This is a genomic window from Nibrella saemangeumensis, from assembly GCF_039541915.1.
Lineage (GTDB): Bacteria > Bacteroidota > Bacteroidia > Cytophagales > Spirosomataceae > Nibrella > Nibrella saemangeumensis.
Genome location: NZ_BAABHD010000074.1, coordinates 1 through 15666 on the forward strand (window position 1 = coordinate 1; position 15666 = coordinate 15666).

At 52.5% G+C, this 15666-nt stretch carries 14 protein-coding genes; 9 read left to right on the forward strand and 5 right to left on the reverse strand.

From position 1 onward, the window contains the following. The first annotated feature begins 273 nt into the window (after positions 1-273). The 3 genes from ABD949_RS20720 to ABD949_RS20730 are packed head-to-tail and all read left to right on the forward strand — an operon-like array spanning position 274 to position 2440. The gene (locus ABD949_RS20720; RefSeq protein ID WP_345246570.1) at positions 274-1263 is read left to right on the forward strand and encodes an OmpA family protein; all 990 of its coding nucleotides are present in this window, start codon (positions 274-276) and stop codon (positions 1261-1263) included. Between the two features lie 12 nt (positions 1264-1275). Next, positions 1276-1770: a hypothetical protein gene (locus tag ABD949_RS20725; protein WP_345246572.1), complete on the forward strand. Its 495-nt coding sequence runs from the start codon at positions 1276-1278 to the stop codon at positions 1768-1770. A 43-nt stretch (positions 1771-1813) separates the two neighbouring features. After that, positions 1814-2440: a hypothetical protein gene (locus ABD949_RS20730; protein WP_345246574.1), complete on the forward strand. Its 627-nt coding sequence runs from the start codon at positions 1814-1816 to the stop codon at positions 2438-2440. 15 nt (positions 2441-2455) lie between these two features. On the opposite strand, the gene ABD949_RS20735 is transcribed toward ABD949_RS20730, so the two are convergent. The 3 genes from ABD949_RS20735 to topA form a co-directional block, all read right to left on the reverse strand. Beyond that, positions 2456-3202: an endonuclease III domain-containing protein gene (locus ABD949_RS20735; protein WP_345246576.1), complete on the reverse strand. Its 747-nt coding sequence runs from the start codon at positions 3200-3202 to the stop codon at positions 2456-2458. A gap of 59 nt (positions 3203-3261) precedes the next feature. After that, a complete protein-coding gene (locus ABD949_RS20740; RefSeq protein WP_345246578.1) occupies positions 3262-3963 on the reverse strand; it encodes an SIR2 family NAD-dependent protein deacylase in 702 nt (233 codons plus the stop codon). A 68-nt stretch (positions 3964-4031) separates the two neighbouring features. Beyond that, a complete protein-coding gene (gene topA, locus ABD949_RS20745; RefSeq protein ID WP_345246580.1) occupies positions 4032-6599 on the reverse strand; it encodes a type I DNA topoisomerase in 2568 nt (855 codons plus the stop codon). 431 nt (positions 6600-7030) lie between these two features. On the opposite strand from topA, the gene ABD949_RS20750 reads away from it, so the two are divergent. From ABD949_RS20750 to ABD949_RS20770, 5 genes are all read left to right on the forward strand, one after another. Then, positions 7031-9298 (forward strand): aconitate hydratase, encoded by a 2268-nt coding sequence (locus ABD949_RS20750; protein ID WP_345246582.1) that lies wholly within the window; start codon positions 7031-7033, stop codon positions 9296-9298. Positions 9299-9430: 132 nt separating this feature from the next. After that, a complete protein-coding gene (locus ABD949_RS20755; RefSeq protein WP_345246584.1) occupies positions 9431-10834 on the forward strand; it encodes a sulfatase family protein in 1404 nt (467 codons plus the stop codon). A gap of 48 nt (positions 10835-10882) precedes the next feature. Continuing rightward, a complete protein-coding gene (locus ABD949_RS20760) occupies positions 10883-11548 on the forward strand; it encodes an HAD family hydrolase (protein WP_345246586.1) in 666 nt (221 codons plus the stop codon). A gap of 70 nt (positions 11549-11618) precedes the next feature. Then, a complete protein-coding gene (locus ABD949_RS20765; RefSeq protein ID WP_345246588.1) occupies positions 11619-12533 on the forward strand; it encodes an ROK family protein in 915 nt (304 codons plus the stop codon). A gap of 5 nt (positions 12534-12538) precedes the next feature. Further along, the gene (locus ABD949_RS20770; RefSeq protein ID WP_345246590.1) at positions 12539-13096 is read left to right on the forward strand and encodes a D-sedoheptulose-7-phosphate isomerase; all 558 of its coding nucleotides are present in this window, start codon (positions 12539-12541) and stop codon (positions 13094-13096) included. 3 nt (positions 13097-13099) lie between these two features. Here the strand turns inward: ABD949_RS20770 and ABD949_RS20775 are convergent, their stop codons facing one another. Further along, complete coding sequence (locus ABD949_RS20775) at positions 13100-13792, reverse strand: sulfite oxidase-like oxidoreductase (protein ID WP_345246592.1); 693 nt, start codon at positions 13790-13792, stop codon at positions 13100-13102. A 107-nt stretch (positions 13793-13899) separates the two neighbouring features. Between ABD949_RS20775 and ABD949_RS20780 the strand changes: the two genes are divergently transcribed. Beyond that, positions 13900-14487, forward strand: a complete 588-nt coding sequence (locus ABD949_RS20780; protein ID WP_345246594.1) for a Uma2 family endonuclease — start codon at positions 13900-13902, stop codon at positions 14485-14487. A 4-nt stretch (positions 14488-14491) separates the two neighbouring features. Here the strand turns inward: ABD949_RS20780 and pheA are convergent, their stop codons facing one another. Then, positions 14492-15565 (reverse strand): prephenate dehydratase, encoded by a 1074-nt coding sequence (gene pheA / locus ABD949_RS20785; RefSeq protein ID WP_345246703.1) that lies wholly within the window; start codon positions 15563-15565, stop codon positions 14492-14494. Between the last annotated feature and the right edge of the window lie 101 nt (positions 15566-15666).

Sequence of the window (15666 nt, forward strand, 5' to 3'; positions counted from 1 at the left end):
CAATCCGGACGAAAGCCGGGCATCACCACGTTTTGGTTAGGCCTCAAAAAGTTTGATGCCATCGTTATCGGCTTCACCTTATCAAAAGATGTGTCCAGACGGTAGTTCAAACAAAAGGGGTTTTTTTGTGGATAATAGTCTGGTCACCTATTTAGGTAGCGCAGGTGGTAAGTTTGTCAGCGTCAGGTATTCCTGTATATTTACAGAGACACCAGGTCTGATGCGCACTAGCCCGGCGTTACTGATCTGTATACTCTGCCACTACCTCCCTGTATGTTTACAAGCCGAACCCCCTGGATCATTCTGCTGCTGGCCTGGATGGCTGTGTCCGCCTGGTGGCATGTCTGTAAGGTAAAACAACTCTGCCCTGGTGAAATCACGAAAGTTATTCCTGTCGTTACCGATCAGGATAGCATCAAAGCGCCACCTCCCCTGCCCGCCCACATTCAGCCGTTGGTAATTCAGGACCCCGGCCACTTTATGCTGAAAGCCAATGATAACATCAGTTTTGCGGTTTCGTCCCCGGACATTAATCTGAACAGTCTGGAGTTTGTTATCGATTCGGTTGCTGACTACCTGCGGGTAAATCCAGACCGGCGGCTCATAATCATTGGGGCTTATTCGCCTAAAGAGCAAAATCCCACGCCGTACGAAAACCTGGGCGTAGTCAGAGCCGACCACCTGAAGCAGTACTTTCTGAATATGGGCCTCCCAGACAGTCAGTTTGAGACGCGTGGTATTGAGAAAGGTAGCCTCTCGTTTACGCCAGCCGGCGACTCCCTGTACGGCGTCTTATCGCTGGCTTTTATGGCCGCCGACAGCACAGGACGTCTTGGACCGAATGTCATGCCAGACCTGTCTGCGATAGAAGCCCTGGCAGCAGCCGAAAAATACAGATCCGTTTTTGATCCGGTTAGCCTGTACTTCAGAGAGGGGTCGGCCACTTATATTCATACCAACGAAACGAATCGGTTTTTTAAAGAAGTGGCCCGCTACCTGCGGGATGATAGAAACCGGTTTAAGAAACTGTTGGTTACGGGCCATACCAGTCAACCTGGTAAAGACAACCAGTATCTCGCCCGTCAGGGTGCCGAACGCGTTAGAAGTCAGGTAAAAGAGTTTGGTATTGTGTATGGGCAGACAACCATGCGGGTTGTAGGAGGAGAGCAGCCGAGACCTTCTGCAACTATGGCCAATAGTCAATCTATACGTAATTGGGTAACCGTAGTCATCCCAAGAGACACCCTCAGAATAAACCCGTAATTCAAGAACGTTATGATTGACTTCAACCCCTTTAACAACCCTGATGCACTCTGGCAACACGCCATTATGTTGTCAGTATCGGCCATTATTGGGTTTATCATTGGTTATATATCCCGCCAGAAACTGATTAACCAACTGACGGGTGAACTAGCGGGCACGGAGCGGGAACTGGAAGACTGTCAGAATATGCCGGCTCCGCCGGTATCGTTTCATACCGGCGATGACCCAATCCTGAACCGAATTCTAGCCCGCCGGAAAGAATTAAATTTTGAGCGTATCGGACGAGCGACTCCGCCCGATGCCGATAATCTAAAGGAAATTGTGGGCATCGGCCCGTTCACGGAGCGAAAGTTAAATGCACTGGGTATCTTTACGTTCCATCAGATAGCCCGATTCACCCGTGAGGACATTGACAAAGTAAATGATATAATTGAGTTCTTCCCCGGCCGGATTGAACGCGACAACTGGGTAGGGCAAGCGCTTGAATTAATCAGCCGAAAACGATAGGTTTACGTTTCAACCCACCACGCTTTACCCACTCACCGAATTTATGCTTGACTTTGACCCCCTCAGTCGCCCGGTTGCTATTGCCGAAATCCTGCTGCTGCTGGCAATAGCTGCCTGTATTGGGTGGCTGCTGGCCCGTCTTATATTTAATGACCGCATCAATACGCTGCGCACCCAGATTGCCGAAAAAGAATCTGAGCTGGAAGACTGCCGCCGGGCCAAAACGGCTGTGCCGAAAAAGAAGGAACCCGGATACCTAGCAGCCCAACCGGTCGGTCAGTTTGTTGACTCTCCCAATAAGCTGGCGGTACCTCCGGCCAATTATAATGCGCCGGAAACAGTCGAAGTTACCCACATTCCCGCTACCTCGGAAGCAGCCGTACTGGCCCGTATTACCTCGCGGTCTCCGGAGTTAAACTTTGACCGGATCGGCCGGGCTACTCCGGCTGAGGCCGACGACCTGAAGGATATTGTGGGTATAGGACCGCTGCTGGAGCGCAAACTGCATAGCCTGGGCATTTACACCTACCGGCAAATTGCCAATTTTACAAAGGAGGATATGGCTAAAGTAAACGAGATCATTGAGTTTTTCCCTGGCCGGATTGAGCGCGATAACTGGGTAGGCCAGGCCAAACTAATCTTTGAACGTAAATACGGATCAAAGCTGTAAAGCGTCCAAGGCTAATTAGGGTAAGCGAGAGACCTTTTGCGGAGTGCTGCTTAATTTGGCCGTCCGGCCAGTCTGAAAATAGTCGCAGCGGCTTTGCAGCACACACGCGGGGCACTTGGGCTCATACCAGGTGCAAACGCGTTGCCCGTGCCAGAAAAAGTGCTTATGAAAATTATACAGCGCTTTTGCATCAGGCGGTAAGTATGAAAGTAATAGCGTATGGGCTTTACCGGCACTTACTTTCGGTCCAATCAGTCCAACACGTTGCGTCACCCGATGCACGTGCGTGTCGACGGGCAGAACGGGCTTATGAAACTCAAACAGGAGCAGTAAGGTAGACGTTTTGGGACCTACGCCCGGCAACCGGTTCAGCCACTGCATAGCCTCTTGGGTGGTCAGTTCGTGCAGGAAGTCAATGTTGGCTTCTCCCCGCTCCTGAATAATGGCCTCTAGTACCGCTTTAATGTAGGGCGCTTTGACTTCGGGGTAATTAGCCGTTTTAATGGTATCGGTTAATTCGGCCATTGGGGCATCGCGTACGCCTTCCCACGTGCCAAACTGCTCCATCATGGTTCGGTAAGCCGTCATTTCGTTGGCGTAGGTGGTGCGGTGCGACAGAATGGTACGGATCAGCTCGCGCATGGGGTTCTTCTGTTCATAGAACTCCTGCACACCATACTGTACATTCAGCGTTTTATGCGCCCACAGCGTTTTCTGTATGAGTTCTTCATCTGCAGCCACCCAACCATTCCGTTGATCCAAAGAGTTAACCCCTGGTTTGGAGAAGCTGTTTGAATCTGCGGTAAGATTATTACAATACCCTACTGTGCCTGCTCAATCAACTGATCGGCCAGGCGGGTCAGGCCAACCGTTGCCGGCTCGGGAATAAAGGTCAGGTTCTTCCGCGAGGAAATATCCGGGATATTGGGATCGACGATGTAAATGGGGGCTCCGGAGCGGACATAATAGACCAGCCCTGCGGCCGGGTAAACCACCAGCGAAGTACCGACAACAATGAAAATATCAGCCTGTTCGGTAATGTCGATGGCGGTATCCATCATCGGCACGGCCTCGCCAAACCAGACAATATGCGGACGGAGCTGTGAGCCTTTTTCGCAAACATCTCCGCGATTCAGCTCCCAACCTTCCATGTTATAAATCAACGATTCGTCGGCTGTGCTGCGGGCTTTGAACAGTTCGCCGTGCAGGTGAACAACGTCCGAGGAACCGGCTTTTTCGTGCAGGTTATCAACGTTTTGCGTAATGATGGTTACGTCGTAGTATTCCTCCAGTTTTACCAACGCGAAGTGCCCGGCATTGGGTTGCACGTTGAGCGCCTGCTTCCGGCGTTGGTTGTAGAAGTCCAGCACAAGATCCGGATTACGCTGCCAGGCGTCGGGCGTGGCCACATCTTCTATCCGGTGGTTTTCCCACAAGCCGTTTGAATCCCTGAAGGTGGCAATACCACTCTCTGCGCTGATGCCGGCGCCGGAGAGCACTACTATCTTTTTACGTGTCTGCATATTGAGAAGATAAGCCCACTGGCAAAATAAAAAAGCCGGTTGATTATACGACCGGCTTTTTCAATCTCTTATTTTTTGGTAACCTTCTTAGCCGGAGCAGTCTTTTTGGTCGTTTTGGCTGCGGCTTTTGCGGGTGCCTTTTTGGCCGGTGATTTTTCGGGAGTGGCACCGGGTGCAGGCTCCCCAGCCAGTTCCAGACATTTTTCCAGCGTCAGCGATGCCGGGTCAATATCCTTAGGTATCTTGACGTTTCGCTTGCCGACGGCAATGTACGGTCCATACATGCCATTGACTACCTTAACTCTCGAATCCTCGGCAAACTCCTTAATGTATTTATTACTATCCGCCTGACGCTTCTGCTGAATCAGTTCAATGGCCCGCTCAAGCGATAAACCAGCTAGCGTATCGCCTTTCGGTATGGAGATGTACTTATCCTCAAATTTCACGTACGGCCCAAAACGGCCCTTGCCGGTAGTTACCGGTTTGCCTTCAAACTCACCCAGCGTATCGCTTACCGATTCGGCCCGCTTCTGCTGAATCAACTGAACAGCCCGCTCGGCGGAGATGGAATACGGATCGTCTTCCTTAGTTAGTGACACGTATTTATCGTCATGCTTCACATACGGGCCAAACTTACCAATACCAATCGTCATGGCTTTCTCTTCGAAGAAGCCGACTTCACGGGGCAGAGAAAATAAGTCGAGGGCTTCGTCCAGCGAAATCGTCTCAATGAGTTGTCCGCTGCGCAAATTGGCAAACTGCGGTTTGTCCTCGTCCGTCGCTTCACCGATCTGTACGTAGGCGCCGTATTTACCCAGCCGCGCCGATACTTTTTTACCAGTACGCGGGTCGAGACCCAAGTCCCGGCCAGACGACTTGGACGCGGATATAGACGAGCCCTGCACCGTTTCGACGTTCTTGTGGAAATCGCCGTAGAACTCTTCCAGCATTCGCTGCCAGTTCAGTTTACCTTCGGCAATTTCATCAAACTCCTTCTCGACGGTGGCCGTAAATTTATAATCGACAATCTCCGGGAAGTATTCGACCAGGAAATCGTTAACCACCATACCGGTATTAGTCGGGAACAGCTTGGCTTTTTCGGAGCCGAAGGTTTCTTTGCCGCTTGTCTCCCGAACGGCATTACGCTCCAGAATCAGTTCTTTAAACGCCCGCTCCTGTCCGGCTTTGTCCTGCTTCACCACATAGCCCCGGTTGATGATGGTCGAAATGGTTGGTGCGTAGGTCGACGGGCGACCAATGCCCATTTCTTCCAGTTTCTTCACCAGACTGGCCTCCGTATAGCGGGGTTGCGGACGCGTGAACTTCTCGGTTGCCTTCATCTGCCCCAGGTTCAGCAATTGTCCGATGGTCAGCGGGGGCAGCATACCTTTGTTCTCTTCGTCCTCGGCATCATCCTTCGACTCCAGATATACTTTCAGAAAGCCGTCGAATTTGATGACCTCACCCTGGGCAACCAGTTCTTCGGGTGTCGTAGAAATAGCAATGGTAGCGGTTGTACGCTCCAGTTGTGCGTCAGCCATCTGAGAGGCAATCGACCGCTTCCAGATTAGTTCATACAAACGCTTCTCGTCTTTGTTGGCACCGGCATGGCGGTCGGCAAAATTGGTCGGACGGATAGCCTCGTGCGCTTCCTGCGCCGACTCGTTTTTGGTTTTATATTGCCGCGTGTGCAGGTATTTATCACCAAACTCCTTCAGGATTTCGCCTTTTGCGTTGTCAATAGCTTCCTGCGACAAACTGGTTGAGTCGGTACGCATGTATGAAATCTTACCCGCTTCGTACAGCCCCTGCGCCAGCCGCATGGTGCGGTCGACGGCAAAGCCTAATTTGCGGGAAGCTTCCTGCTGGAGGGTCGACGTGGTAAATGGCGGTGCCGGTGACTTCTTGCCTGGTTTGGTTTCGAGATTGCGAATCGTAAAGGCCGCCCCAATGCATTTCTCCAGAAATAATCGTGCCTCTTCTACCTTGGCAAACGACTTGGGTAATTCAGCGTTCAGTACTTTACCATCAGCGAGGAGAAACTGTGCTGTGACCTTAAAGCTCGATTTCGACTGGTGCTGCTCAACCTCCCGCTCCCGCTCAACGACCAGCCTCAAGGCTACCGACTGAACCCGGCCGGCTGATAGCCCCGTGCTGCCGCCCCTGATCTTGCGCCAGAGTACCGGCGATAGTTCATAACCCACCAGCCGGTCGAGCACCCGACGCGCCTGCTGGGCATTCACCAGATCTACATCAATATTGCGGGGCGACCGGATGGCGTTCTGAATCGCATTCTTGGTAATCTCCCGGAATACAATCCGCTTCGTATTGTCTTTCAGTCCGAGCGCTTCTTTCAGGTGCCAGGAAATTGCTTCTCCCTCGCGGTCGTCGTCAGTTGCCAGCCAAACCTCTTCGGCTTCTTTGGCCAGCTTCTTCAACTCGCTGATCACCTGTCGCTTATCGGGCGAAATCTCGTAGGAGGGCCGGAAACCATTCTGCACGTCGACAGCCAGACCATCTTTGGGCAGGTCGCGTACGTGCCCAAAACTCGACTTCACCGTGTAGTCTTTTCCCAGGTAACCCTCAATGGTTTTCGCCTTCGCCGGCGACTCTACTATGACTAAGTTTTTTGACATAAAAGGGTATTCAGGTTGCTAATAACCGCACATCCATTCCCTCAAACAGCCGTTTCCGGACCATCCCTTTTCAGGCAGGGGCCAAATATAGACGCAAAACCGGTAACTTGTACAAGGAACAGGTACCGGCTTTTTAAACGGAAAATCTTAAATGGATTGTAGAAGAGTAACAACTTGTAGCGGGTGAACGTTCGAAAAATTACGGTAGAAAACCCCTAAGGCAGCTTTTTTAAAACATAGACCAGCCACGAACAGAATCTATGGCGTAACCGGGAGAACGAATTACACACTGGATTGACACCAGCGAAAAACCGTATCGGCCAACATTTAAGAAAAAGTCCTAATTTTGCGGCCATAACCTGGAATCCGAATGCTGTTATTCCGGTTAACCAAATAAATGGTCTCTTTAGTAACCGTATTCCCTCTATACTATGGCTTTTGATTTTGACATGATTCAACGCGTGTACGCCGGTTTCGGTGAGCGCGTCGAAGCAGCCCGGCGGGTTGTGGGACGTCCCCTGACACTGTCGGAGAAAATTCTGTACACCCACCTCACAGCCGGCACACCGACCCAGGCTTTTGAGCGGGGTAAAACGTACGTCGATTTTGCGCCGGACCGCGTTGCCATGCAGGACGCTACCGCGCAGATGGCCCTGCTGCAGTTTATGCAGGCTGGCCGAGCCACAGTAGCGGTTCCGTCCACGGTTCACTGCGACCACCTGATTCAAGCCGAAGTAGGTGCAGACCAGGATCTGGATGTAGCAAAAAACAAAAACAAAGAGGTGTACGACTTTCTGTCGTCGGTCTCGAATAAATACGGTATTGGTTTCTGGAAGCCGGGTGCGGGTATTATCCACCAGGTGGTGCTGGAAAACTATGCCTTCCCCGGCGGTATGATGATCGGTACCGACTCGCACACGCCGAACGCGGGTGGTCTGGGTATGATCGCTATCGGGGTGGGTGGTGCCGATGCCTGCGACGTGATGGCCGGCTTACCCTGGGAGTTGAAGATGCCCAAACTGATTGGTGTTAAACTGACCGGTAAACTGAGCGGCTGGGCAGCACCGAAAGACGTGATTCTGCGCGTGGCGGGTATCCTGACCGTAAAAGGTGGTACCGGCTGTATCGTTGAGTACTTTGGTGAAGGTGCCGAAAGCATGTCGGCGACCGGTAAGGCTACCATCTGTAACATGGGTGCTGAGATCGGGGCTACCACCTCCATCTTCGCCTATGACGAGAGCATGGCCAACTACCTCCGGGCTACCAGCCGCGCCGATATTGCCGATGCCGCCAATGCGGTGAGACAACACCTGCGGTCAGACGACGAGGTATACGCTGATTCGGCACAATACTTCGACCAACTGATCGAAATCAACCTGTCGGAACTGGAGCCGCACATCAATGGCCCATACACACCGGATCTGGCCTGGCCGCTGTCTAACTTTGCCAAAGCGGTGAAAGAAAACGGCTGGCCCGAGAAACTGGATGTCGGTCTGATCGGCTCGTGTACCAACTCGTCGTACGAAGACCTTACCCGTTCGGCATCAATCGCGGCTCAGGCTACTGAGAAAAACCTGAAAACAAAATCGGAGTTTACGGTAACGCCGGGCTCTGAACTGGTTCGGTTTACGGCCGAGCGCGATGGGCTGCTACAGACGTTTGAAGGTATTGGTGGTGTGGTACTGGCAAATGCCTGCGGTCCCTGTATCGGTCAGTGGGCGCGGCATATTGATGATCCGAATCGTAAGAATTCCATTATTACCTCCTTCAACCGGAACTTCGCCAAGCGGAACGATGGTCTGGCCAGCACCCACGCGTTTGTGGCGTCACCGGAAATTGTTACGGCTTTTGCTATCGCTGGTAGCCTGACCTTTAACCCGATGACCGACAAACTGGTCAACGAAAACGGGGAAGAAGTGATGCTCGACGAGCCGCAGGGTATTGAGCAGCCGCCGAGAGGTTATGATGTAGAAGATGCCGGTTACCAGGCCCCTGCCGAAGACGGCAGCCAGGTTCAGGTTAAGGTAAGTCCTACATCTGACCGTCTGCAATTGCTCGACGCATTCCCGGCCTGGGAAGGCACCGACCTGAAAGGCCTGAAACTGCTGATCAAGGCGAAAGGCAAGTGTACCACCGACCACATCTCGATGGCAGGTCCGTGGCTGAAGTACCGTGGTCACCTCGACAACATCTCGAATAACATGCTGATCGGTGCGGTCAACTATTACAACGAAAAGACCAACACCGTGAAAAATCAGTTGACCGGTGAATACGGCGAAGTACCGGCCGTTCAGCGGGCATACAAAGCGGCTGGCATTGGTTCGGTCGTGGTGGGTGACGAAAACTATGGCGAGGGTTCATCCCGCGAGCACGCGGCTATGGAGCCGCGTCACCTGGGTGTTCGGGCGATACTGGTGCGTTCATTTGCCCGTATCCACGAAACCAACCTGAAGAAGCAGGGTATGCTGGGCCTGACGTTTGCCAACCCGGCCGATTACGACAAAGTGCAGGAGGACGACAAGATTGACATTTTGGGCCTGACCGAGTTTGCTCCCGGTAAGCCGCTGACGGTAGTCCTGAACCACGCTGATGGCTCAATCGACGAGTTCCCGGTCAATCACACGTACAACCAGGGGCAGATCGAGTGGTTCAAAGCCGGCTCGGCCCTGAACCTGATCAAAATGCGCGTTAATGCGTAAATTAATCCCGGAATGTAATTCCGGGGTACAAAACCGGCTAATCATCCTCTCTGCAAAACAGACGATGATTAGCCGGTTTGTTTTTGAAGAGTATCTACCCAATCCATACTCAAATTTTTACTTGATTTGTGTATGCGACTATTTCCTAAAACTCAACAGTTCTTCTTCTGGCTTTTCATAAGTCTTGGCTTTTCAAGCCTTTGGGCATTTACACGACCAAATCCATTCCTAAACCAACCCAACCCCTCTCGCCCCAACATTGTCTTCATCCTCGCCGATGACCTCGGCTGGGGTGACCTGTCGAGCTTTGGCGCTCCCGACCTGCGAACGCCACATATCGATAGCATTATCAACGGGGGTGTCAAGTTCACTAATTTCTACGCCAACAGTCCGGTTTGTTCACCAAGCCGGGCGGCCCTGCTGTCGGGCCGGTGGCCGGAACGGATGGGGGTGCCGGGTGTGATTCGGGACGAAACCTGGGATAGTTGGGGGTACCTGGCTCCCGGTCAGCTTTTGCCCAATTACCTGACTAAAGCCGGGTATCATACCGCTCTGGTGGGTAAATGGCATTTAGGACTGGAGTCACCCAACCTGCCTAACGAGCGGGGTTTCCAGGAGTTTTACGGCCTGCTGGAAGGGATGATGGATGATTACGTAGCCAAGCGCCGGCACAATACCAACTTCCTCCGGCATAACAAACAGACTGTTGATCCACCTGGACACGTCACTGATCTCTTTACAGATAAAGCTGTTAACTACCTGAATGGCCGCAACGCAAAAGCCAATCAGCCTTTCTTTCTTTACCTGGCCTACACCGCTCCGCATGACCCTCTGCAACCACCTGCTGAGTACCTTGATCGGGTACAAAAGCGGGAGCCGAATATCGACCCCATGCGGGCAAAACTGGTCGCGCTGATTGAGCACATGGACGATAACGTAGGCCGGGTAATGGCGACACTAAAAGCCAACGGGCAGTTCAACAATACACTCGTTATTTTCACCAGTGACAACGGGGGCTGGAAACCCGGCAAACCTAACGTAGGCCCATACCGCGGTTTCAAAGGCACCATGTACGAAGGCGGCATCCGCATTTCGGCCGGGGCCATGTGGCTGGGCCATATTCAGCCGGGACGAGTATCAGCGGAAAAACTGTTGCTGATGGATTGGATGCCTACCCTGATGCAGGTTGCCGGTACTGCTGTGCCATCCGGATTGGATGCCACCTCGTTCCTGGATCAACTGACAAATGCTAACGCCCGTGCCCTACCGGAGCGCCCGCTGTACTTTGTTCGCAGGGAAGGACAGGATACGTACAAAGGGTTGCAGATTCATGCCTTGCAATTGGGTGATTGGAAGCTGCTGCAACCCACGCCTTTTGCCCCTTATGAGCTTTACAACCTAAAGGAAGACCCGGCAGAAACAACAGATCTGTTTACCAAAGAGCGCAGAAAAGCCGACGAACTGGTTAAGATGCTGATGGAGCATATCCGCACGGGCGGTTCTGTACCCTGGCAGAAGCCGGTTGTAGTTCGGTAATTGGCCCAGGCACTTTTTGCTTTGCCCGAAAACCTATAAGTTCGCGGTATGAGTTCGCACCAGATAGCCGCGCTGTTCGATATGGACGGCGTAATTGTCGATAATCACCGCTACCATACCGACTCCTGGCTTCAGTTTGTAGGTCGCTACGGACGTACGCTTACGCCGGACCAATACGCGACAAATATGAATGGTCGCGTGGCCGCCGACTCACTAGTGTATGTGTTCCAGCGTTCGCTAACCCCGGAAGAGATTGTAGCCTACACCGAAGAGAAAGAAGAAATTTACCGGGAAATGTACCGTCCGCGCCTGCAACCGACACTAGGACTAATCCCTTTTCTGAAGGACTTGAAACGCAATCAGGTGCCGATGGCGGTTGGTACCTCAGCGCCGGTCAGCAACATCTCGTTTACGCTGGATGGCATTCAGGTGCGGTCTTATTTTGACACAGTGGTCGATGCGTCCATGATTTCGCGGGGTAAACCGGACCCGGAGATCTACCTCACCGCTGCTAAACGGCTTGGTGTACCGCCGGAGCAATGTGTGGTCTTTGAAGATGCGTTCTCGGGGATTGACGCAGGTTTACGGGCCGGGATGCGCGTTATCGCCTTAGCCACGACCCATACACGGGAGGAGTTGGCAAATACAGGAGCGAGTTTGATTATAAAGGATTTTAGGGAGATTGATTATAAAGGTTTGATAGAACGCAAATGACGCGGATTTATAAGAATTTATAATATCTGCGTAAATCCGTTCAATCCGCGTCATCCGCGTTCCATTAGCTATGCGTATAGGCATCGAAATAGGCGGCACAAAGCTGCAAATCGTCACCGGCGACAATAACGGGCAAATTATTCACCGGCATCGTTTTGCCGTAGATAAAGAACGTGGGGCAACCGGCATTCTGGAAACGATAGAGGAGACACTAAGGCAGGTAGCAGAAACTCCTACGGCTATCGGCGTTGGTTTTGGCGGACCGGTCGATTGGCGTACCGGCCGCATCGCCACCTCCCACCAGGTACCAGGTTGGGGAGGATTCAATTTAGCGGAGTGGCTTCGGGAGCGTACTAATGTTGATAACATCCGAATCGAAAACGACGCGAATGTAGCCGCTCTGGGCGAAGCCGTACGAGGTGTGGCGAGTTCGTTTAATCAGGTGTTCTACGTGACTTTGGGCAGTGGTGTTGGAGGAGGTATGGTTGTCGACGGCAAAATCTACCACGGGGCTATTCCCGGCGAAGCAGAGATTGGTCACCTTTGGCTGGTTCCGCCGGATGCGTCCGGTAATCCGGGACAAACTATCGAGCAAACCTGTTCGGGCTGGGCTGTCGACCGGCAGATTCGGGAATTGCTTCCGCAGTTAGATGCTGATTCACCACTAAAAAGGCTGGTTGGTAACACGGTTGGCGGAGAAGCCCGCTCTCTGCATCCGGCTTATGAGCAGAGCGATCCGGTAGCGCGGATGCTGATCGAACAAATTGGTTCTGTGCTGGCGTTTGGCCTGTCGCACGTCGTACATTTGTTTCACCCGCAGGCGATTGTGCTGGGTGGCGGCTTATCATTGATTGGTGAACCGTTGCGGGCTGCCGTTCGCACCGCGTTGCCGAGGTTTGTCATGTCGGCGTTTCACCCCGCGCCCATTGTGTTACTGGCTAAACTAGGCGAAGACGCCGTGCCGGTTGGGGCGTTACTCTTATAAGCACCATGAACTACTTTCAGGATTACCTAACCCAACAAAAAGCAACCTACGATTCCATTCCTGTGGAACAGGTGGCCCGCATCGCCGAGCTGATGAAGCAGTGCTGGCAGGAAGACCGGCAGCTATTTGTCTTCGGCAATGGCGGCAGTGCAGCCAATGCATCGCACTTCATTACCGACCTTGGCAAAGGAGCATCCGACAAACTGGGCAAGCGATTCCGCTGCCTGTCGCTGAACGACAACACTGCCTGGCTCACAGCCCTGGGCAATGACTACTCCTACGACGACGTTTACGTTGGGCAGTTGCAGAACTACGCCCGTCCCGGCGATCTGGTCCTGACCATGAGCGTCAGCGGCAGTTCACCCAATCTCGTAAAAGCCATTGACTGGGCCAATCAACAGGGGCTGACAACCATCGCTCTTGTCGGCGGCAAACGCGGTAAACTGGCTGTTCTGGCGCAGGAGGTCATTGTCATTAACTCCGAACACTACGGCCGCGTTGAGGATGCGCACATGACCATCTGCCATATGCTGTGCTACACGTTTATGGAGCAGGACGTCTAACGCTCAGCTATACCGATCGTTGCGCCAGGGGTAAGCAGTGTTGGAATAGCCACGCTCTTCCCAAAAGCCAAGTTGGTTGCCGGCAAGGAACTCAATACGCTTAATCCATTTGGATCCTTTCCAGGCATATAACTGGGGCGTAATCATGCGGAGTGGTCCTCCATGCTCACGGGGCAATGGCTCACCATCGGCGGTATGCACCAGCAGTACATCGGGCTTCAAAGCTTCCTCCAGCGAAATATTGGTAGCATAGCCGTCGTAGCCGTAACACATGATGTGAGTAGCGGTCTCTTTAGGGCGTACCAGCGCAGCCAAGTCCATGAACCGAACACCACCCCAGGGCACATCCAGCCGCGACCAGGTAGTTACACAGTGAAAATCGCTGACATCTTCTACCTGCGGCAAGGCCATCAGGTCTACCCATTTGAGCCGCATGGGTTCTTCTACTTCACCGTCTATGGCCAGTTGCCATTTATCCAGGGGGATGTTTGGCTGGTAACCTAAATCCAGCACCGGCCACTTTTTGGTAACGGTTTGCCCCACCGGCACCTGCGGCATGCCGTGGCGGTTAAGCGGCCCTGAGCCTCTCGGTTTATCGTCCGCCATAGAGGGCGTTTGCGCCATTTTCTCTTCAAACCGGCGCTTCAGCTTCATCCGGGCGTCAATAATTTTATCCAGTTTCTCGTAGGTATCCATTTGTCTTCAGGTGTGTTCTTAGTAGGAAAACCGCTGTATAGGGTTAAAGTTCACACTCAGCAAATTGGCTGAGAAATTGGTAACTTTGGCAGGAAACCTGATTACCGATGACCGCACAACCCAAAATCTACTACACCCCGGAGCAGTACCTGGAACAGGAACGAGAAGCCGCTTACAAAAGTGAGTACCACAACGGCGAGATTTTTGCCATGGCCGGCGCTTCACCTAATCACGTTCGTATAACGGCTAATCTCACCATTGAGACTGGGATTAAGCTGCGTGGTTCATCCTGCCGGGGATACTTCAGTGATTTGCGCCTGCACATACCAGAGACTACTTTGTACACCTATCCCGATCTACTGGTTATCTGCGGCCCGAATCAATACACTGATTCCAAACGCGATACCGTAACTAACCCTACACTCATTATTGAGGTATTGTCAAAAAGCACTGAAGCCTACGACCGGGGCGAGAAGTTTTCCTTCTACCGTCGGATTCCGACACTCACCGAGTACCTGCTGATTGATTCACAAACCGTCCGGGCTGAGGTGTTCCGGAAAGGCGAAAACGATTTCTGGTTCCTGGCGTCAGAAGCCCAATCGATTAATGAAAGCATCTATTTAGCCAGCATCGATCTGACAATCAGCATGCCGGTGGCTTACGCCGACACTGAAGATATACTACCGGTAACGTAACCATTCAGGACACCCGCACGTAGCTGCCCAGCCACTTCACCTCGGCCGTGTGGTGATTCAAAATATCCTTCAAAGCTGGATCATCAACGTGCCCTTCGCACTCAAGTAGGAACCAGTAGCGGAAGGTGGCTCCTTCGCGCAGCGGCCGGCTTTCGATTTTAGTCAGGTTGATGTTGCGGGCGTTGAACTCCTGGAGAAATTCAGCCAGTACACCCGGTTTGTTGGTATTGGCCAGCCGCGCAATCAGCGTGGTTTTATCCTGCCCGCTGGGCTGATTCATATAATCTTTCGCCAGAATCAGGAAGCGGGTCCGGTTCAGGTCACTGTCCTCAATATTATCGAACAGAACGGGAACGGTAAACAGTTTGGCAGCAATGTGCGAACAGATGGCGGCTGCATTCGGCTGCTGAGCGGCCAGCTTAGCGGCCTTTGAGGTAGATTCGACTGGTACCATCTCCACATCGGTGCCGTCAAAATATTCGCTCAGGAACTTACTGCACTGCCGGAAAGCAATGTCTTTGGAATAGATGTGGGTGATTTCGTTAAGTTTGTCCGATTGGGTGGCAAACGTAAAATGAACCGGAATCTGAGCCTCTGCCGCAATGGTCAGATCTTTTTCCAGCAGCAGGTCAATGGTTTCGTTCACAACGCCCTCCTGGTTATTTTCAATCGGCACCACACCAAACCGCGACCGGCCCGTCTCTACGCTCTCAAACACCGACCGGATGGTGGGCAACGCCATGTAGGAACTCATGGCCCCAAACCGGCTTTCGGCTACCTGATGGGTAAAGCTCCCCTCTGGCCCCAGAAAAGAAACGCGCTCCGGTAATTCGAGGTTGCGCGATACAGCAAAGATTTCCAGAAAAATAGCCTCAATGGCAGCCCGGTTCAGTAAGCCGCTGTTCTGCCGGGAGAGCCGGTCCACAATCTGAAGTTCCCGCTCGGGACGGTAGATAACAGCATTGCTGGACCGTTTCAATTCGCCAACCTGACGCACCAGGTCCATGCGCTGATTGAGCAGGTTTAGCAATTGGTCATCAATGGAGTCAATTTGGTTACGGAGGGTTTCGAGCGTCATCAAAGAATTAAGAGTTATGAGTGAAGAGTTCGGTGTGATAGGCTACAAAACTACTATCCTGACCACCAAAATTCATAACTCATAACTCTTAATTCTTAACT